Raw genomic sequence first — 19,175 nt, 5'->3', positions numbered from 1 at the left:
CAAGCCTCCCCATCGGTGGATCGAGGCTTAACCTGCCCCAGTTCGCCCAGCCCTTCGGACTCCGCGTTGGAGGTTCCGGTGCTCCCTTCGACAGGCTCAGGGAGCGTAGGGCGCTAGTTTGGTGAGCATGACCGTGCCCCGCCGCATCCTGCTCGTCAACGGCCCGAACCTGAACCTGCTCGGTACGCGCGAGCCGGAGATCTACGGCAGCGCGACGCTCGCGGATGTTGAGCGAATCACGTCCGACGCCGCCGCGGCGCACGGGCTCGAGGTGCGCGCGGTCCAGAGCAATCACGAGGGCGTGTTGATCGACGCGATTCATGCGGCACGCGAAGATTGCGCCGGCATCGTCATCAACCCCGGAGGGCTCACACACACATCGGTCGTTCTGCGTGATGCGCTCTCCGGTGTTTCGCTGCCGGTCGCCGAGGTGCACATCTCGAACGTGTACGAGCGCGAGGAGTTCCGCCATCACTCGTACGTCCACGATGTCGCCGTGGTCCATGTGATCGGCGAAGGCGTCGACGGATACGCGAAGGCCGTGCGTCTGCTGATCCCCGTGATCACGGGCGCGGCGGACGGCTGAGCGGAGTCATCCCGTAGAATCGAACGTCGGCTCGCTTCGACACAGTCGCGACCGCTCCTTCTTTGCTCCGCGAGCACGAGCCGCGCCCCACACACGAACGGAATTCTTCGAACATGGCATCCACCGCAGACATCAAGAACGGCGTCGTCCTCAGCATCGACGGACAGCTGTGGAACGTCATCGAGTTCCAGCACGTCAAGCCCGGCAAGGGTGGCGCGTTCGTCCGCACCAAGCTGAAGAACGTCGTCTCGGGTAAGACCGTCGACCGCACCTACAACGCGGGCGCGAAGATCGAGATCGAGAACGTTGACCGCCGCGACTTCACGTACCTGTATAACGACGGAGACAACTTCGTCTTCATGGACACGGCCGACTATGACCAGCTCACGGTTGCCGCTGCGACCGTCGGCGACGCGAAGAACTTCCTGCTCGAGAACCAGCAGGTGCAGATCGCGCTGAACAACGGCAACCCGCTGTACGTCGAGCTGCCGGCCTCCGTCATCCTCGAGATCACGTACACCGAGCCCGGCCTGCAGGGCGATCGTTCGTCGGCCGGCACCAAGTCCGCCACGGTCGAGACCGGGTACGAGATCCAGGTGCCCCTGTTCCTCGAGACCGGCACCAAGGTCAAGGTCGACACCCGCACGGGTGACTACCTCGGCCGCGTGAGCTGACCGGGTGAGCGCTCGGACTAAGGCGCGTAAGCGCGCCCTCGACATCCTCTTTCAGGCGGATGTACGCGGCGACGAACCCGGCGTGATTCTCGCGGCCGAAGCTCAGCGCGCGGCGAGTGAGCCCGCCCGCGAGGCATCCTGGCTCTATGCGCGCGAGATCGTCGACGGCGTGATCGATCACCACGAAGAGATCGACGAGCTGATCGCGACGCACAGCAAGGACTGGAAGATCGAGCGGATGCCCGCGGTCGACCGTGCCCTCCTGCGCATGGGCGTGTGGGAGCTGCTGCACAACGACGAGGTGCCTACCGCCGTCGTGATCGACGAGGCCGTGGAGCTTGCGAAGGAGTTCTCGACGGATGACTCCGGCTCGTTCGTGCACGGAGTGCTCGCGCGCGTCTCCCGCTCTGCCTGACGCGCAACGTTCTTCCGAGGCGGCGTGAACTCCTCCTGGCGCGGTCTCATCGACGTCGCCGACGTCGCCCCGGGCATCCCGCTCGCGCTCGGCGTAGAGCTGCGCCAGCGGACGCCGTACCGGCCGGATGACTGGGCTCCGCGGCGGGTCGAGAGTGTGCATCCGCGCGCGCTCCTGGGTCGTCGCGATGATCTGTCGCTCGGCGTCCGCCCGCTCATGCGGAGCGAGAGCACGGGCATGTGGATCAAAGGCCAGGTCTCGTGGGAGTCCGTGCGACGGCCCGGTTTCGGCTTCGACCCCGCCCACGCCCGGTGGTTCTCCGACCTCGCGACCCTCCTATTGGGGGTTCGGACCGTCGGCCCCTTCGCCGACCCGGGCGAGTGGCTGACACTCGACGCGGTCGAATCGAGCCTGCTCTGGCCGCACCTGCGCTCGGCGCGCACCGCCGGGATTCCTCTCGTCGCAACGAGCGAGCACCAGAGCGTCGCCCTCGGATACGAGGCGACCGCGGCAATCGACGTGACGGATGCCGGTGAGGCGCTGCGTCTCCGAACGCACGTCACGGTCGACGGCGTGCCGATCGAGGATGCGGTCATCCGCCCCGTCGGTCACATCGGAATTTACGTCGCCACCCTCGACCGCGACCCCCTCCCGATCCTGCTCGCTCCGTGCAAGCTCCCGGACGCCGCCCGATCCCTCCTCAGCCACGACGAGGGGCTGCTGATTCCCGCGGAGGAGCGCGAAGAGTTTCTCGCAGACGGCCTGCCCCGACTCGTCCGCCGCGCACGCGTCACCGCTGCGCGAGGCATCACGCTTCCCGCTCCGCCACAGCCGACGGCGGTCGTCACGGCGTCCTTCGGTGACGACGACGTGGAGTACCGCATCGAATGGTCCTATCCGGGTGTCACCCGACTTGCCTACGACTCCGGGTCGCACCCCGATCGTGACCCCGCGGCCGAAGCCGAGATCGGATCGGGCCTCGAGACCGTCTGGCGAGAGACATCCGATGCGCCATTCGCGCCCACGGGACGGCTGAACGACACGGATGCCGCGGAGTTCGCCACGCGCATCCTGCCCGGCTGGGGTGCGCTCGCGCGGGTGCGCGTGGAGGGCAATGCACCCCGGCGCGTCTACACCGAGCTGACCGGTGAACCCGCGATCAGTGTCAGCACGCTCGAGAGCGACGATCCCGACTGGTTCGAACTCGGTGTGCTCGTCTCGATCGACGGTCGCGCGGTTCCGTTCGGCCCGCTGTTCCGCGCCCTCGTGCGAGGTCGCAAGAAGATGCTTCTCTCGGACGGGGCGTATTTCTCGCTCGCGCATCCCGCGCTTCAGCGCCTGCGCGACCTGATCGACGAAGCCGGAGAGCTGGCGGAGTGGGAGACCGCGCCTCGCATCAACCGGCACCAGACCGACCTGTGGAGTGAGTTCGAAGACCTCGCCGACCAGTCCGAACCGGCGACCGCGTGGCGCGAACTCGCCGCGGGCCTGCGCGGCACCGAAACCGTGCCGCACACGCCTCCACCGACCGGGCTCGAAGCGACGCTACGGACCTACCAGCAGGCGGGTTTGGACTGGCTGGCGTTTCTCTGGCGCAATCGTCTCGGCGGAATCCTCGGCGACGACATGGGGCTGGGCAAAACCGTGCAGCTCTTGGCACTGGCCGCGCACATCCGCGACCAGGGCGAACGGCGGCCGCTGCTCGTCGTGGCGCCCACGTCGGTGGTCGGATTGTGGTCTGCCGAGGCGGCGCGGTTCACTCCCGGCCTCCGGGTACGGCTGATCGAAGAAACCAGCACCAAGCGTGGTTCGTCCCTCGCCGAGGCGACGGGGGATGCCGATATCGTCGTGACCTCGTATGCGCTCGTGCGCCTGGACCGAGAAGAGTTCGAGCGGATCGACTGGTCGGTCGTCATCCTCGATGAGGCGCAGTTCGTGAAGAATCCGCGCACACAGCTTCACCGCGCCGTGGGGGCGCTGCGTGCGGACGCGGTGTTCGCCGCGACGGGAACACCGCTCGAGAACGGTCTGACCGACCTGTGGTCACTGCTCTCGCTGACCGCGCCCGGTTTGTTCCCCTCCGCTCCGCGCTTCAGCGAGGCGTATGTGAAGCCCATCGAGCAGGGCAAGATGCCGGAGAACGCGGAAGGTGGCCCATTTCGCGCGGCGAGGCTCGCGCGGTTGCGTCGCCGCATCCGCCCGCTTCTTCTCCGTCGTACGAAAGCGTTGGTCGCACCCGAGCTACCCGAGAAGCAGGAACTCGAGCTTCGCGTCGCGCTCGACCCTGAGCACCGCGAGCTCTACGATCTGACCCTGCAGCGCGAACGACAGAAGGTCATGGGACTGCTGCAGGATCTGGACAGGAACCGATTCATCGTGTTCCGCTCGCTCACACTGTTGCGGATGCTGAGCCTGTCGCCCGCGCTGATCAGTCCCCAGAACGCGCACATTCCCGCGAGCAAACTGGACGCGTTGCTCGATCGCCTCGTCGAGGTCGCCGCTGAGGGGCACAGGGCGCTCGTGTTCAGCCAGTTCACGTCTTTCCTTCGGCTCGCGGCGGACCGCCTGGATGCCGCGGGGATCGCGCACGCCTACCTCGACGGATCGACCCGCAATCGCACCGAGGTGGTCGAGGGGTTCCGGCAGGGCGATGCGCCCGCGTTCCTGATCAGTCTCAAGGCCGGCGGTTTCGGACTCACCCTCACGGAGGCCGACTACGTGTTCGTGCTCGACCCGTGGTGGAATCCCGCGGCGGAAGCACAGGCAGTGGATCGCGCCCATCGCATCGGTCAGGAGCGACACGTGATCGTGTACCGGCTGATCGCGGCGGACACGATCGAAGAGAAGGTGCTCGCCCTGCAAAGGCGCAAGGCACGGCTCTTCGATGCCGTCGTGGACGACGATGCCCTGTTCGCGCAGGACCTCACGGCAGACGACATCCGCTCGCTGCTGGACGGGTGAGCGGGGCCTCTTTCTCACGGCGCTCGTTTCTCACGGCGCTGTTCACCCGGGTCCCAGGAGCCCGCGCGTAGACTCGAGGGCTGTTGGAGAGGGAAGGGCACACATGCGCATCACGGGCCTCGGCCACGCCGGAATGTTCATCGAAACGCTCGGGGGATCGATCCTCTGCGACCCGGTGATCGGCCCGAGCTTCTTCGGCTCGTGGTTCCCGTTCCCCGACAACCGGGCGCTCGACTGGGAGCGTTTCGGTGCCGCGGACTTCCTGTACATCTCGCACCGGCATCGCGATCACTTCGATCCGCGGATGCTCGAGCGATATGTCCGCAAGGACATCACCGTGCTGTTGCCGGACTATCCCACCGACGATCTCGAGAACGACCTGCGAGCACTCGGTTACGACAACATCGTCTACACACCGAACGGCGAGACTCTGAAGTTCGGCGAGCTGAAGGTCATGGTGACGCCACTCCGTGCCCCGAGCGACGGGCCCATCGGTGACTCGTCGTTGAGTGTCGACGACGGTACCGCCAGCATCCTGAACCAGAACGACTCGCACCCGCTCGACCTCGACAAGCTGCTGTCGTTTTCGAAGCCCGAGGCCTACTTCACCCAGGTGTCAGGCGCGATCTGGTGGCCCATGGTCTACGACCTGCCGCAGGACTCGAAGCAGCACTTCGCCCAGCTCAAGCGCGACGCGCAGAACAAGCGCGCGATGTATTACATCGAAAAGGTAGACGCGCCGCACGTGTTCCCCATGGCGGGGCCGCCCATGTTCCTGCGGGAAGAGCTGTTCCGATACAACGGGTGGGGAGAGCAGGACGACTCGATCTTCACGGACTCGCGCCAGTTCCTCGAGCACATGGCAGAGGTTCGTCCGGAGCAGAACGGGTACCTTTTCATCCCGGGGACTCAGGTCGATCTGAACAACGGCGCGCTCGAGGTCACTCAGACGCTCTACAGCGATGCCGAGATCAAGCACATGTACGGCGAGAAGTGGGAGTACCTGGCCGAGCAGCGAGACTCGCGACAGGACGAAGTGCGAGCGGAGGAGGCGTCCCGTGCTCCGGTACTGCCGCCGGACGAGATGCTCGCTGAGATCAAGGGCTGGTGGGAGCCGCTGCTGCGCCGCGCCCGGACCATCCGCGACGGGGTGGGCGGCAACGTGCGGTTCCGCATCGGCGACCTCGACATGGTGGTGGACTTCCCGAAGGCGAAGGTTCGCGAATACGCGGGCGAAGAGTGCATCTACTGGTACACGATCCCCGCCGACCTGGTGTCGACCAACATCCGTGATCACGAGATCGACTGGTCGAACTCCATCTTCCTGTCGATGCAGTTCGAGGTCGGTCGGAGCGGCAAGTTCAACGAGTTCCTGACCACGTTCCTCAAGTGCCTCTCGCGCGACCGTATTGAGTATGTCGAGAACTGGTACGCGGAGCAGTCGGACCAGACCGAGGACGTCCAGCTCGGCGATTGGGTCGTGCAGCGCCGCTGCCCGCACCTGCGGGCAGATCTGACGAAGACGGGCAAGATCGAGGACGGCGTGCTGACCTGCAGCCTGCACGACTGGAAGTGGGACCTCACGTCGGGCCGGTGCCTGACGTCGCAAGGTCACCCGATCCGGGCACACGAGACGCCCGACGCGACGGATGCGGTCGACGCCGACGCATCCGCTCCCGCCGCCGTCTGACGCTCTCATCTCAGCGAAACACCCCTTTTGCGGCGAAACACCCCACGACACAGGGTGTCTCGGCGCACGTTGGGTGTTTCGGCGTCCGGACGGGCGGGAGTGCGGCGAAGCGGGATGGCGGATGCGTGAGGTCCGGTAGGGTGAGAGGGCACAGCAACCTTTAACACCGTCCTGTGAGGCGGAGAAGGGAGCGGCACATGAGCACGAGAACCGTGCTGCACGAGGCCGACATCGCACGAGCCCTGACCCGGATTTCTCACGAGATCCTCGAGTCCAACAAGGGTGCCGATGGGTTGATCCTTCTGGGGATCCCCACACGCGGTGTGACCCTCGCCCATCGCATCGGGACCCTGGTCTCGGAGTTCAGCGGCACGACCGTCCCGGTCGGCGCGCTCGACGTCACGATGTACCGCGACGACCTCGCCCGCAATCCCACGCGCACGCCGCAGCCCACGTCGATCCCCGCGGGAGGTATCGACGGCAAGACGGTCGTCCTGGTGGACGACGTGCTGTTCTCCGGCCGCAGCATCCGGGCCGCTCTCGACGCGCTGCAGGACATCGGACGGCCCGCCGCGGTTCGCCTCGCGACCCTGATCGATCGGGGCCACCGCGAGCTACCGATCCGGCCCGACTTCGTCGGCAAGAACCTGCCGAGCTCGCGGGAGGAACGCGTCAACGTGCGTCTGGCCGAAACCGACGGCATCGAAGAGGTGACGGTCGGATCATGAGGCACCTGCTCGACACCCAGACACTCGACCGCGCGTTGGCTCTCGAGATCCTCGACGTCGCCGAGGACATGGCCGACACACAGCGCCGCGAGATCAAGAAGCTGCCGACGCTCCGCGGCAAGACGATCGTCAACCTCTTCTTCGAGGACTCGACCCGCACGCGCATCTCGTTCGAGGCGGCGGCCAAGCGTCTGAGCGCCGACGTCATCAACTTCGCCGCGAAGGGTTCGAGCGTCTCGAAGGGCGAGAGTCTGCAGGACACGGCCCAGACCCTGCAGGCGATGGGCGCCGACGCGGTCGTCATCCGGCACGGTGCATCCGGGGCTCCGCGCACGCTCGCCTCGAGCGGCTGGATCACCGCGGGCGTCGTCAACGCCGGCGACGGCACGCACGAGCACCCCACGCAGGCCCTTCTCGACGCCTTCACGATTCGCAAGCGCACCTTCGGCGCCGACAGCCGCGGCCGTGATCTCGCTGGTGTGAAGGTCACGATCGTAGGGGACGTCCTGCACTCGCGGGTCGCCCGCTCGAACGTGTGGCTGCTCTCGACGCTCGGCGCCGACGTCACACTTGTCGCCCCGCCGACACTCGTGCCGCAGGATGTCTCTGCCTGGCCCGCCCGCATCGTGTACGACCTCGACGAGGCGATTGCCGAGGGTCCCGACGCACTCATGATGTTGCGGATTCAGCTCGAGCGGATGGGTGCGGCATTTTTTCCCACTGAGCGGGAGTATTCCCGGCGCTGGGGTCTCGACCCGCGGCGCCTGGCGTCCCTCCCCGCCGATACGATGGTGATGCATCCCGGACCCATGAATCGCGGGCTCGAAATCTCGGCGGCCGCCGCCGATTCGCCCCGCTCGACCGTTCTCGAGCAGGTGTCGAACGGTGTGTCCGTGCGGATGGCGGTGCTGTACCTGCTGCTCGCGGGCGAGCGTCCCGGCCTGGACGAGCAGCTAACGAACGGCGGCACGAAAGCCGGCATCATGACTGCCGGCGTCACAAACGAGGAGGAGAGATGAGCGAAGTTCTCCTCATCGCCGGTGCCCGCATCGAGGGCGGATCCGCCGTCGACCTGATCGTCGAAGACGGTCGCATCGCCGAGGTCGGCGCGGGGCTGAGCCGCGCGGGCGCGACACGGATCGACGCGGACGGGCTGGTTGCTTTGCCGGGCCTCGTCGACCTCCACACACACCTGCGTGAACCCGGATACGAGGCATCCGAAACGATCCTGACGGGAACGCGTGCCGCGGCTTCGGGTGGCTTCACGGCCGTATTCGCGATGCCGAACACGTCGCCCGTGGCCGACACCGCCGGCGTCGTCGAGCAGGAACTCGCGCTCGGCGAGGCAGCGGGCTACGCGACGGTGCAGCCGATCGGCGCCGTCACCGTGGGGCAGAAGGGTGAGCGACTCGCCGAGCTCGGAGCCATGGCCGACTCTCGCGCCCGCGTCCGCGTCTTCAGCGACGACGGCTTCTGCGTGTGGGACCCGCTGATCATGCGGCGCGCCCTCGAATACGTCAAGGCATTCGGGGGAGTGATCGCGCAGCACGCGCAGGACCCTCGCCTCACCGAGGGCGCCCAGATGAACGAGGGGTCGGTCTCTGCCGAGCTCGGGCTGACCGGATGGCCCGCCGTTGCCGAGGAATCGATCATCGCGCGCGACGTTCTCCTGGCCGAACACGTCGGCTCTCGCCTGCACGTCTGCCACCTCTCCACCGCGGGGTCGGTCGACATCATCCGCTGGGCGAAGAAGCGGGGCATCAACGTCACGGCCGAGGTCACGCCGCATCACCTGTTGCTGACGGACGAACTCGTGCGCGGCTACGACGCCCGGTACAAGGTCAATCCGCCGCTCCGCCGCGAAGAGGACGTGCTCGCGGTGCGCGAGGGCCTCGCGGACGGCACGATCGACATCGTCGCGACCGACCACGCCCCGCACCCCGCCGAGAACAAGAGCTGCGAGTGGGCAGCCGCCGCGAACGGCATGGTGGGCCTTGAGAGCGCCCTGCGGGTCGTGCACGCGTCGATGGTCGAAACCGGGCTGCTCGGCTGGGCCGACGTCGCCCGGGTCATGTCCTACGCCCCCGCACGCATCGGGATGCTCCCCGCGCACGGCACGCCGCTCGCGGTCGGACAGCCTGCAGAGCTGACGCTCTACGACTCCGACGTGAACGAGGTGTTCGGTGCATCCGATCTGCACGGTCTGAGCTCGAACTCGCCCTACCTCGGCCAGCCCTTGCCGGGGCGCGTGCTCTGGACGATCCACCGCGGTCGCCCCACATTCGCCGACGGAAAGCTCGTCGCCGATCTCGCACAGGAGGTTCGCGCATGACTCTCGGCGCAGCAATGGCCATCATCATCGGCTTCGGCGTTCTGGTGCTCGTGGGCATCGCGTGGGGCTGGTCGCGCCGGGTCCGACGCGACCGCGGTCTCGTCGCGCCGACAGACGTGCCCGAGGGGTTCGTCGCCGAGGCATCCTTCTCCGGCTTCTATGTCGCCACGACGCGCCACGAAAAGCCACTGGATCGCCTGGCCATCCGCCACCTCCGATACCGGGGACGCGTCGGGATCGAGGTCTCGTCGGCGGGCGTTCTGCTCGCGATCACGGGCGAGGCTCCCGTTTTTGTCGCGGCATCCCGGATCGTCGGTGTCGATCGCGCGACCTGGACCATCGACCGGGTCGTCGAGCGCGACGGGCTCGTCCGCCTCGCCTGGCGCGTCGATGCCGAAACGATCGCCGACTCTTATGTCCGAATGACGGGTGACGCGCCCGGCAACACCTCCGGTGAGTTGCTCGCCGCGGTCACCCGCATCCTTCCCCAGCCCACCCCGACAGGGAAAGCCGAATGATCTCTCATCTCACGAAAGACCCCGCCGTTCTCGTCCTCGAAGACGGCACCCGCCACGCCGGACGGGCCTATGGCGCCCGCGGCACGACCCTCGGCGAAGTCGTCTTCGCCACCGGCATGACCGGCTACCAGGAGACGCTCACCGACCCCTCATACGCCGGGCAGATCGTCTTGCAGACGGCCCCGCACATCGGGAACACCGGCATGAACGACGAAGATCCCGAATCGCGCCGCATCTGGGTGTCGGGCTACATCGTGCGGGACCCCTCGCGTGTCGTCTCGAACTGGCGAGCGGATGAGTCGCTTGACGACGCTCTTGTGAACGACGGCATCGTCGGCATCAGCGGAATCGACACGCGCTCGGTGACCCGCCACATCCGCTCCGCCGGCAGCATGCGCGGCGGGATCTTCTCTGGCCCGGAGGCGGCGCTCGACGCCGACGAGCAGCTGCGCATCGTGCGCGAGGCTCCCGCGATGTCGGGTCGAAACCTCTCCGCCGAGGTTTCGGTCACAGCCGTCGAGGTATATCCCGCCACGGCCGAGCGCATCGGAAACCTCGCGGTGCTCGACCTGGGCGTCAAGAGCGCGACGATCCACAACCTCGCCGCCCGCGGGTTCGACGTCCACGTGCTGCCCCAGCACGTCACGATCGAGGAGCTCCGCGCCCTCGACCCGGTCGCGGTGTTCTACTCCAACGGCCCCGGCGACCCCGCAGCATCAGATCAGCACGTCGAACTGCTGCGCGCAGTGCTCGATGACCGCACGCCGTTCTTCGGAATCTGTTTCGGCAACCAACTGCTCGGGCGGGCCCTAGGGCTCGGCACGTACAAGCTGCCGTTCGGCCACCGCGGCATCAACCAGCCGGTGCTCGACAAGTCAACGGGCCGCGTCGAGATCACCTCGCAGAACCACGGCTTCGCGGTTGAGGCGCCGGTCGACAGCGTCTTCGACAGCCCTCAGGGGTACGGGCGTGTCGAGGTCAGCCACATCGGGCTGAACGATCAGGTGGTCGAGGGCCTGCGTGCCCTCGACATCCCGGCCTTCAGTGTGCAGTACCACCCCGAGGCTGCCGCGGGCCCGCACGACTCCAACTACCTCTTCGACAGGTTCCGCGACATGGTGCTCGCGGCCCTTCGACAAGCTCAGGGACCGGATATTGAGGATGAAAACTGATGCCTAAGCGCGACGACATCAAGAGCGTCCTGGTCATCGGGTCCGGCCCGATCGTGATCGGCCAGGCCTGCGAATTCGACTACTCGGGCACCCAAGCCTGCCGTGTGCTGCGCGAGGAGGGCGTCCGCGTCATCCTCGTCAACTCCAACCCCGCGACGATCATGACCGATCCCGACTTCGCCGACGCGACCTACATCGAACCGATCACCTGGCAGGTCATCGAGACGATCATCGCCAAGGAACGGCCGGATGCGATCCTGCCGACCCTCGGCGGCCAGACCGCGCTCAACGCGGCGATCGAGCTCGACAAGCACGGCGTGCTCGAGAAGTACGACGTCGAGTTGATCGGTGCGAATCTCGAGGCCATCAACAAGGGCGAAGATCGCCAGATCTTCAAGCAGCTGGTGTTGGACTCCGGCGCCGATGTCGCCGACAGCCGCATCTGCCACACCATGGACGAGGTGCTCGCGGGCGCAGCGGAGCTCGGATACCCGCTGGTCGTGCGGCCGAGCTTCACGATGGGCGGACTCGGTTCAGGTTTCGCCTACGACGAGCGCGACCTGCGTCGTATCGCCGGCGCCGGCCTCCGTGACTCGCCGACGACCGAGGTGCTGCTCGAGGAGTCGATCCTCGGGTGGAAGGAATACGAGCTCGAGCTCATGCGTGACACCGCCGACAACACGGTCGTGGTCTGCTCGATCGAGAACGTCGACCCGGTCGGGGTGCACACGGGCGACTCGATCACTGTCGCCCCGGCACTCACCCTGACCGACCGCGAGTACCAGAAGATGCGCGACATCGGCATCGACATCATTCGCGCGGTCGGCGTCGACACCGGTGGCTGCAACATCCAGTTCGCCGTCGATCCCTCGAATGGCCGCATCATCGTCATCGAGATGAACCCGCGTGTCTCGCGCTCGTCGGCGCTGGCGTCGAAGGCAACGGGCTTCCCGATCGCGAAGATCGCCGCGAAGCTCGCTCTCGGATACCGGCTGGATGAGATCCCGAACGACATCACCAAGGTCACGCCCGCGAGCTTCGAGCCGACGCTCGACTACGTCGTCGTGAAGGTCCCGCGCTTCAACTTCGAGAAGTTCCCCGCGGCCGACACCACGCTGACAACCACCATGAAGTCGGTCGGCGAGGCGATGGCGATCGGCCGCAACTACGCGACAGCCCTGCAGAAGGCGCTGCGTTCGCTCGAGAAGCGCGGGTCGAGCTTCCACTGGGGCGACGAACCGCGGACGAAGGACGAGCTCGTCGAGGTGTCGAAGACGCCGACGGATGGTCGGATCGTCGTCGTCCAGCAGGCGCTGCGAGCCGGCGCCAGCGTTCCCGAGATGTTCGAGGCGACGGGCATCGACCCGTGGTTCCTCGACCAGATCGTCCTCATCAACGAGGTCGCCGACTTCGTCCGCGACGCGGCGAAGCTGGATGCGGAAACGATCCTGCTCGCGAAGGACCACGGCTTCTCGGACGCTCAGCTCGGGCAGTTGCGGGGCATTCCCGAGGTCGAGGTTCGCGGCATCCGTCACGCCCTCTCGATCCGCCCCGTCTACAAGACCGTCGACACCTGCGCCGGGGAGTTCCCGGCACTGACGCCTTACCACTACTCGAGCTACGACTTCGAGACCGAGGTCACGCCGTCCGACCGCCAGAAGATCGTGATCATCGGATCGGGCCCCAATCGCATCGGTCAGGGAGTCGAGTTCGACTACTCCTGCGTGCACGCGTCGTTCGCGCTGTCGGACGCGGGTTACGAGACGATCATGGTCAACTGCAACCCGGAGACGGTCTCGACCGACTACGACACGTCGGACCGCCTCTACTTCGAGCCGCTCACGCTCGAGGATGTGCTCGAGGTGCTGTACGCCGAGGCCGCGTCGGGTGAGATCTTCGGCGTCGTGTGCCAGCTCGGCGGGCAGACGCCGCTCGGACTCGCGAAGGGCATCGAAGAGGCCGGCTACCGCATCCTCGGCACGAGCCCCGCGGCCATCGACCTCGCCGAAGAGCGCCAGCTGTTCAGCGAGATCCTCGACACCGCAGGCCTCGTGGCGCCCCGCCACGGCACGGCGACGGATGCCGAGGGTGCTGTCGCGGTCGCGGAAGACATCGGATATCCCGTTCTCGTCCGTCCGAGCTTCGTGCTCGGCGGTCGCGGCATGGAGATCGTTTACGACACCCCGAGCCTGTACGACTACTTCGTGCGGACCGCGGGTGAGGTCATCATCGGCCCCGGCATGCCGCTGCTGGTCGACCGATTCCTGGACGACGCGGTCGAGATCGATGTCGACGCCCTTTACGACGGCACCGAGCTGTACATCGGTGGCGTCATGGAGCACATCGAAGAGGCCGGTATCCACTCGGGCGACTCGGCGTGCACGCTGCCTCCGATCTCGCTCGGACGTTCGGAGATCGACCGGGTGCGCACCGCGACGCTCGCGATCGCCGAGGGCGTCGGTGTGCGCGGATTGCTGAACGTTCAGTTCGCGATCAGCGCGGGCATCCTCTACGTCATCGAGGCGAACCCGCGCGCGAGCCGCACGGTGCCGTTCGTGTCGAAGGCGCTCGGAATTCCGCTGGCCAAGGCCGCAGCGCGGATCATGTCCGGGTCGACGATCGACGAGCTGAAGACCGAAGGCCTGCTGCCGCCGTCCGATGGTTCGCGGGTTCCGCTCGACTCCCCGGTTTCGGTCAAGGAGGCCGTGCTGCCCTTCAAGCGGTTCCGCACGAAGGACGGGCAGACGGTCGACTCCGTGCTCGGGCCCGAGATGCGCTCGACCGGCGAGGTCATGGGAATCGACAAGGACTTCCCGACCGCGTTCGCCAAGAGCCAGGCAGCCGCGTACGGCGGGATGCCGCTGTCGGGCACCGTCTTCATCTCGGTCGCCGACTCGGACAAGCGTGCGGTCATCCTGCCCGCGCACCGGCTGCAGGAGCTCGGCTTCACGCTCGTCGCGACAGAGGGCACGGCCGAGATCCTGGCGCGAAACGGCATCAACGTCCGCATCGTGAACAAGTACAGCGAGACGCAAGCCTCCGGCGCACGGAACATCGTCGACCTGATCAATGACGGCGAGATCGACATCATCGTGAACACGCCGAGCGGGCGGTCCGCCCGCGCCGACGGCTACGAGATCCGCGCCGCGGCCGTGGCCGCCGACAAGGCCCTCTTCACGACGATCGCCGTTCTGGGTGCCGCAGTGAGCGCCATGGACGCCGTGCGTCAGGGCTTCGACGTCAGGAGCCTGCAGGAGTACGCGGCGGACCGGGCGGCACGCGGGTGAGCGCAGGCCCGGCGTTCGGCGATCGCGTGCGCGCGGCGTTCGGCGAGCACGGACGCCTGTGCGTCGGTATCGATCCGCACGAGCAGCTGCTCGCGGACTGGGGGCTGGATGTCTCGGCCGACGGCGTACGGACGTTCGGGCTGCGTGTCGTCGAAGCCGCCGAGGGGCACTGCGGGATCGTCAAGCCTCAGGTGTCGTTCTTCGAGCGGTTCGGCTCGGCCGGATTTGCGGCGCTCGAGGACGTGCTCGCGGCGGCCCGAGGTGCGGGCCTGCTCGTGATCGCGGACGCCAAACGCGGCGACATCGGATCGACCATGGACGCGTACGCGCGCGCCTGGCTGACCCCCGGCTCGCCGCTCGAGGCCGACGCCGTGACCCTCAGCCCGTACCTGGGCGTCGGCTCCCTCGAGGACACGCTGCGCTACGCCGTCGCGCACGGCAAGGGCGCGTTCGTGCTGGCGGCGACGAGCAACCCCGAGGCATCCGGTCTGCAGAGCGCTCGGATGATGCCGGAGGCCGACGACACCGCGGAGCCTTCTCGGACCGTGGCCGGCGCGATCGCGGCGGAGGTGGCGGCCTTCAATGCCGTCACGACGCAGGTGGGTTCGTGGGGGAGCATCGGTCTGGTGATCGGTGCGACCGTGAACCCCGCCGAGCGGGGAGTTCCCGTTGATCTCGAGCCGGTCGCGCCGATCCTGGCGCCCGGCTTCGGACACCAGGGCGCACGGTCGGAGGATCGTGAAATGATCTTCGGACGCCTCGCACCCGCGGTGATCGTGGCCGAGAGCCGCAGCATCCTTGCTGCGGGACCGGTACGCACCGATTTGGCGCGGGCGATGGATGACAGACGACGCACGGAGGAGATCATCGGTGACTGACGCGGCGGCAGGGGACGAGCGACGCCCGGAGGAACAACGGGTCGTTGAACGACGCGGAGGCACCCCACCCGAGGTGGACCGCGCCGCTGCATCCCGACGCGCCATCGCGGCACGGCGCGAACGCGCGGCGCTCAAACGCGACGTCACGACCCGCGTCATCACACCCCAAGAGCTGCTTCGACGGGCATGGGCTGCACCGGAGTCCGCTGCGGCGGCCATGCGTGCACCCGACTTTCTGACGTCGATCCCCGCTATCGGTGAAGGGAAACGCGATCGCATCCTGGCGCAGCTGAGCATCTCGCCGGTCAAGCGACTCGGGGGACTGGGTACCCGCCAGCGCAAGGACCTCAGCGCCTTCCTCGATGAGCGACTTCCCGAACCCGTGCCGCGTCCCGGACGCAGCCGGCTCATTGTCCTGGCAGGCCCGACGGCAGTGGGCAAGGGCACGGTCGCCGCGCATATCCAGGAACATCACCCCGACATCCTGCTCTCGGTGTCGGCGACGACACGTCCGCCGCGTCCCGGCGAAGAGGATGGCAAGCATTACTTCTTCGTGGACGACGCCGAGTTCGACCGGATGGTCGAGGCCGAGGAGCTTCTCGAGCACGCGACCGTGCACAACCAGTACCGGTACGGCACGCCCCGCGAGCCGATCGAGCGTGCTCTCAATGACGGTCGCACCGTGTTGCTCGAGATCGACCTGCAGGGCGCGCGTCAGGTGAGGCGCAGCATGCCCGACGCCATGTTGGTATTCCTCTTGCCCCCCAGCTGGGACGAGCTGGTCAACCGCCTGGTGGGTCGTGGCACGGAGAACTCCGAAGAGCGTGCCCGTCGCCTGAAGACGGCGAAGCGCGAGTTGGCCGCGCAGCCCGAGTTCGACTACCTCGTGGTCAACGAGAACGTCGCGGCGGCGGCAGACGAGGTCGCGGCCCTCGCCCAGAGTTGATCGGTGGTCACGTCGACCGCCGCTCCCTGAGCTTGTCGAAGGGAGCAGTCCGGGCGCGGGGCACGACGGGTCACTTCGACAGGCTCAGTGACCGCGGCGCGGTATAGCACGCATCCGCGTTCGATTTCGGAAAGTTACGACCCGATGTGCCCTTTGTTGCGCGGTCGTCCACGATGATGACGTGCCCGCAACCGTTCTCGACCTCGCTGAGGCGCGCCTGACCGAAACCGCCTCGCGGACGGAGGGCGTGCTGCTCGAAGGTGTCTCCCGTGCGTTCCCGACGGCGCGCGGCTCGCGAGAGGTCCTTCGGGGCGTAGACCTCGACGTTCGCCACGGCGAGATCGTGGCGATCGTCGGTCCGTCCGGATGCGGCAAGTCCACCCTTCTGCGGATGCTCGGGGGACTGGACGCTCCGACGAGCGGTTCGATCCGCGTCGGTGGCGCGCCGGTGACCGACACGGACGCTCGGACCGCCGTCGCCTTTCAAGAACCTCGCCTCTTGGCCTGGCGTACTCTCGCGCAGAACGTCCAGCTCGGGCTGCCGCGGAGCACGCGCGGCGAAAACAAGCGAGAGGGCGGCGAGCGGGTACGCCAACTGCTGGAGCTCGTCGGGTTGTCTCACGCCGCCGATCAGAAGCCGCGCGAGGTCTCGGGCGGGATGGCGCAGCGCGCGTCGCTCGCTCGCGCGCTGGCACGCAACCCCGAGGTCCTGCTCCTGGATGAGCCCTTCGGAGCGCTCGACGCGCTGACGCGGCTGCGTATGCAGGATCTGCTTCTCGACATCCATGCGGCGCAGCCGACGACGGTCATCCTTGTCACGCACGACGTCGAAGAGGCACTGTTCCTGGCCGACCGCGTGCTCCTGCTGCGCTCGCTCGACACGACCTCGAACACCGATGCATCCGTCGGTTCCATCGCCCGCACGATCGTCGTTCCGGGGGACCGTCCCCGCGACCGCGCCGACCACGCGCTCACAGAGTTGCGCGCCGAGCTCCTGCAAGGACTCGGCGTCGACACCCATCACCACCACAACCACTCCGAGGAGACCCGATGAGTACCACCATCCGCCGCACCGTTCCCGCGATTCTCGTGGCCGGCGCGATGATGATGCTCGCCACGGGTTGCGTCGCGGGCGAGAACGCCGCCGCGGCCGATGCGAACGCATCGGGTGAAGCGCAGGAGTGGTCGACCGACACCCTCTCGATCGACTTCGCCACCTACAACCCGCTCAGCCTGATCATCAAGGATCAGGGTCTGCTCGAAGAGGCACTGGGCGACAGCGTCACGGTCGAGTGGGTTCAGTCCGCCGGCTCCAACAAGGCGAACGAGTTCCTGCGCGCCGGATCGATCGACGTCGGATCGACCGCCGGTTCCGCCGCGCTGCTGGCACGTGCCAACGGATCGCCCATCCAGGTCATCGACATCTACTCGCAGCCCGAGTGGTCCGCGATCGTCGTGCCCGCCGACAGCGACATCACCTCGGTCGCGGACCTCGCAGGCAAGTCCGTCGCGGCGACCGCGGGTACCGACCCCTACTTCTTCCTGCTCCAGGCGCTCGAGACCGAGGGCTTGACGGTCGACGACATCGAGGTGCAGAACCTGCAGCACGCCGATGGACGCTCGGCCCTCGAGGCAGGCTCCGTTGACGCCTGGGCCGGCCTTGACCCGATCATGGCCGCGGCCGAGGTCGAGTCCGGAGCGCAGTTGATCTACCGCAACGTCGACTTCAACTCGTACGGCTTCCTCAACGCCACGGAGGAGTTCATCACCGAGCACGCCGACGTCGCGCAGGTCGTCGTCGACGCGTACGAAGAGGCACGTGCCTGGGCGCTCGAGAACCCCGAAGAGACCGCGGCGCTCCTCGCCGAGGTTGCCGGCATCGACGTCGAGGTTGCGAACACCGTGATCCAGGAGCGCTCGAACCTCGATGTCAGCGGCGTGCCCGGCGAGGCGCAGCTCGCCGTGCTCGAGGTCATCGCGCCCGTGCTGGTCGCGTCGGACGCGGTCCAGGGCGGCGAGGACGCGATCAACGCAGCACTCGACACGATCATCAACGCCACGTTCGCCGAAAAGGCCACCGAGGGCTGATGACCGTTCCAGCAACCAGCACGACCGCGAGCCCGGATGCCACTGTGCGTCCGGGCCTCGCGGCGCGTCCGGGCCTCGCGGCGCGTCCGGGCTCTACCCCGCGCTCGTTCTGGGACCGACGTTCCGTGCGGATCGTCGGCGGGCTCGTCGTGCCGATTGTGATCCTGGGCATTTGGCAAGCGGTCACGGCCTCGGGGCTCATCCCGCCCTACCGGCTGCCGCCTCCGGCAACCGTCGTGCAGGCCGCGATTCAGCTCGCCGATAGTGGCGACCTGTGGATCCACATCGCGATCTCGGTTCAGCGGGTCCTGCTCGGGTTCGCCATCGGCGCGGTGATCGGGCTGGCAGGCGCCGCGATCGTGGGACTGACGAAGGCCGGCGACGTGCTCCTGAGCCCGATCCTCGCCGCTTTCCGGGCGATCCCGTCGCTCGCGCTGGTTCCGCTTCTGCTGCTGTGGATGGGCATCGGCGAGGACTCGAAGGTCACGTTGATCGCGATCGGCGCCTTCTTCCCCGTCTTCACGACGGTGAGCGTTGCGCTCCGCCAGGTGGACCCGCACTCGGTCGAGATGGCGCGTTCGTTCAGTCTGCGCGGCTTCGCGTTGTTCCGCACCGTGCAGCTGCCGTCCGTCGTTCCCTCGATCATGTCCGGGTTGCGGCTCGCGCTGGCGCAGAGCTGGTTGTTCCTCGTCGCGGCAGAACTCATCGCGGCGTCGATGGGTCTCGGCTGGCTCCTCACCGACTCGCAGTCCACCGGACGCGTGGACCGCATCCTGCTCGCGATCGTCCTCCTTGCGCTGCTCGGAACACTGACCAACGGCATCCTGAGTCTCGTGCAGAAGTACCTGCTGCGCCGGTGGATCTGACGTGAGTGCAACGACTCCCGTCACGGACGGGGCG

16 protein-coding genes are annotated in these 19,175 nt (G+C 67.3%); all 16 read left to right on the top strand.

What is annotated here, in order from left to right:
* Positions 1-127 precede the first annotated feature (127 nt).
* The 16 genes from aroQ to MIC448_RS03790 all read left to right on the top strand — a co-directional run bounded on the left by aroQ (position 128) and on the right by MIC448_RS03790 (position 19,141).
* Entirely contained in the window at positions 128-586 is a 459-nt protein-coding gene (gene aroQ, locus MIC448_RS03865; RefSeq protein WP_036296300.1) for a type II 3-dehydroquinate dehydratase, read from the top strand.
* Between the two features lie 113 nt (positions 587-699).
* A complete protein-coding gene (gene efp / locus MIC448_RS03860) occupies positions 700-1,260 on the top strand; it encodes an elongation factor P (RefSeq protein ID WP_036296299.1) in 561 nt (186 codons plus the stop codon).
* 4 nt (positions 1,261-1,264) lie between these two features.
* Positions 1,265-1,675, top strand: a complete 411-nt coding sequence (gene nusB / locus MIC448_RS03855) for a transcription antitermination factor NusB (protein ID WP_036296297.1) — start codon at positions 1,265-1,267, stop codon at positions 1,673-1,675.
* A 24-nt stretch (positions 1,676-1,699) separates the two neighbouring features.
* Positions 1,700-4,636, top strand: coding sequence for a DEAD/DEAH box helicase (locus MIC448_RS03850; protein WP_036296295.1), 2,937 nt, complete (start codon positions 1,700-1,702; stop codon positions 4,634-4,636).
* A 103-nt stretch (positions 4,637-4,739) separates the two neighbouring features.
* Positions 4,740-6,326: a Rieske 2Fe-2S domain-containing protein gene (locus MIC448_RS03845; RefSeq protein ID WP_036296293.1), complete on the top strand. Its 1,587-nt coding sequence runs from the start codon at positions 4,740-4,742 to the stop codon at positions 6,324-6,326.
* Positions 6,327-6,523: 197 nt separating this feature from the next.
* A complete protein-coding gene (pyrR, locus tag MIC448_RS03840; protein WP_036296290.1) occupies positions 6,524-7,054 on the top strand; it encodes a bifunctional pyr operon transcriptional regulator/uracil phosphoribosyltransferase PyrR in 531 nt (176 codons plus the stop codon).
* Positions 7,051-8,073, top strand: a complete 1,023-nt coding sequence (locus MIC448_RS03835) for an aspartate carbamoyltransferase catalytic subunit (RefSeq protein ID WP_051513079.1) — start codon at positions 7,051-7,053, stop codon at positions 8,071-8,073. Before pyrR ends, MIC448_RS03835 begins: the two co-directional genes overlap by 4 nt.
* Positions 8,070-9,386, top strand: a complete 1,317-nt coding sequence (locus tag MIC448_RS03830) for a dihydroorotase (RefSeq protein WP_036296288.1) — start codon at positions 8,070-8,072, stop codon at positions 9,384-9,386. The genes MIC448_RS03835 and MIC448_RS03830 overlap by 4 nt, the downstream gene beginning before the upstream one ends.
* Positions 9,383-9,904, top strand: coding sequence for a hypothetical protein (locus tag MIC448_RS03825; protein WP_036296285.1), 522 nt, complete (start codon positions 9,383-9,385; stop codon positions 9,902-9,904). The genes MIC448_RS03830 and MIC448_RS03825 overlap by 4 nt, the downstream gene beginning before the upstream one ends.
* Positions 9,901-11,076: a glutamine-hydrolyzing carbamoyl-phosphate synthase small subunit gene (gene carA, locus MIC448_RS03820; protein WP_036296282.1), complete on the top strand. Its 1,176-nt coding sequence runs from the start codon at positions 9,901-9,903 to the stop codon at positions 11,074-11,076. Before MIC448_RS03825 ends, carA begins: the two co-directional genes overlap by 4 nt.
* Complete coding sequence (gene carB / locus MIC448_RS03815) at positions 11,076-14,363, top strand: carbamoyl-phosphate synthase large subunit (protein ID WP_036296273.1); 3,288 nt, start codon at positions 11,076-11,078, stop codon at positions 14,361-14,363. Before carA ends, carB begins: the two co-directional genes overlap by 1 nt.
* Positions 14,360-15,241 (top strand): orotidine-5'-phosphate decarboxylase, encoded by an 882-nt coding sequence (gene pyrF, locus MIC448_RS03810; protein ID WP_198517636.1) that lies wholly within the window; start codon positions 14,360-14,362, stop codon positions 15,239-15,241. The genes carB and pyrF overlap by 4 nt, the downstream gene beginning before the upstream one ends.
* 73 nt (positions 15,242-15,314) lie before the next feature.
* Positions 15,315-16,187, top strand: coding sequence for a guanylate kinase (gene gmk / locus MIC448_RS03805; RefSeq protein WP_036296270.1), 873 nt, complete (start codon positions 15,315-15,317; stop codon positions 16,185-16,187).
* A 181-nt stretch (positions 16,188-16,368) separates the two neighbouring features.
* The gene (locus MIC448_RS03800; RefSeq protein WP_036296268.1) at positions 16,369-17,241 is read left to right on the top strand and encodes an ABC transporter ATP-binding protein; all 873 of its coding nucleotides are present in this window, start codon (positions 16,369-16,371) and stop codon (positions 17,239-17,241) included.
* Positions 17,238-18,275: an aliphatic sulfonate ABC transporter substrate-binding protein gene (locus MIC448_RS03795; protein ID WP_036296267.1), complete on the top strand. Its 1,038-nt coding sequence runs from the start codon at positions 17,238-17,240 to the stop codon at positions 18,273-18,275. The genes MIC448_RS03800 and MIC448_RS03795 overlap by 4 nt, the downstream gene beginning before the upstream one ends.
* On the top strand, positions 18,275-19,141 hold the full coding sequence (locus tag MIC448_RS03790) for an ABC transporter permease (protein WP_036296266.1): 867 nt from the start codon (positions 18,275-18,277) through the stop codon (positions 19,139-19,141). Before MIC448_RS03795 ends, MIC448_RS03790 begins: the two co-directional genes overlap by 1 nt.
* The last annotated feature ends 34 nt before the right edge of the window (positions 19,142-19,175 follow it).

The organism is Microbacterium sp. C448 (assembly GCF_000582705.2).
GTDB classification, from domain to species: Bacteria; Actinomycetota; Actinomycetes; order Actinomycetales; family Microbacteriaceae; genus Microbacterium; species Microbacterium lacus_A.
The sequence above is the reverse complement of the archived record's forward strand: the minus strand, read 5'-3'. Positions and strand labels throughout refer to the sequence as shown.

Bases quoted from the DNA above. Each gene is read 5' to 3' on its own strand.
- aroQ (WP_036296300.1), top strand. From the start codon at position 128: ATGACCGTGCCCCGCCGCATCCTGCTCGTCAACGGCCCGAACCTGAAC.
- efp (WP_036296299.1), top strand. From the start codon at position 700: ATGGCATCCACCGCAGACATCAAGAACGGCGTCGTCCTCAGCATCGAC.
- MIC448_RS03845 (WP_036296293.1), top strand. From the start codon at position 4,740: ATGCGCATCACGGGCCTCGGCCACGCCGGAATGTTCATCGAAACGCTC.
- pyrR (WP_036296290.1), top strand. From the start codon at position 6,524: ATGAGCACGAGAACCGTGCTGCACGAGGCCGACATCGCACGAGCCCTG.
- MIC448_RS03835 (WP_051513079.1), top strand. From the start codon at position 7,051: ATGAGGCACCTGCTCGACACCCAGACACTCGACCGCGCGTTGGCTCTC.
- MIC448_RS03830 (WP_036296288.1), top strand. From the start codon at position 8,070: ATGAGCGAAGTTCTCCTCATCGCCGGTGCCCGCATCGAGGGCGGATCC.
- MIC448_RS03825 (WP_036296285.1), top strand. From the start codon at position 9,383: ATGACTCTCGGCGCAGCAATGGCCATCATCATCGGCTTCGGCGTTCTG.
- carA (WP_036296282.1), top strand. From the start codon at position 9,901: ATGATCTCTCATCTCACGAAAGACCCCGCCGTTCTCGTCCTCGAAGAC.
- carB (WP_036296273.1), top strand. From the start codon at position 11,076: ATGCCTAAGCGCGACGACATCAAGAGCGTCCTGGTCATCGGGTCCGGC.
- MIC448_RS03795 (WP_036296267.1), top strand. From the start codon at position 17,238: ATGAGTACCACCATCCGCCGCACCGTTCCCGCGATTCTCGTGGCCGGC.
- MIC448_RS03790 (WP_036296266.1), top strand. From the start codon at position 18,275: ATGACCGTTCCAGCAACCAGCACGACCGCGAGCCCGGATGCCACTGTG.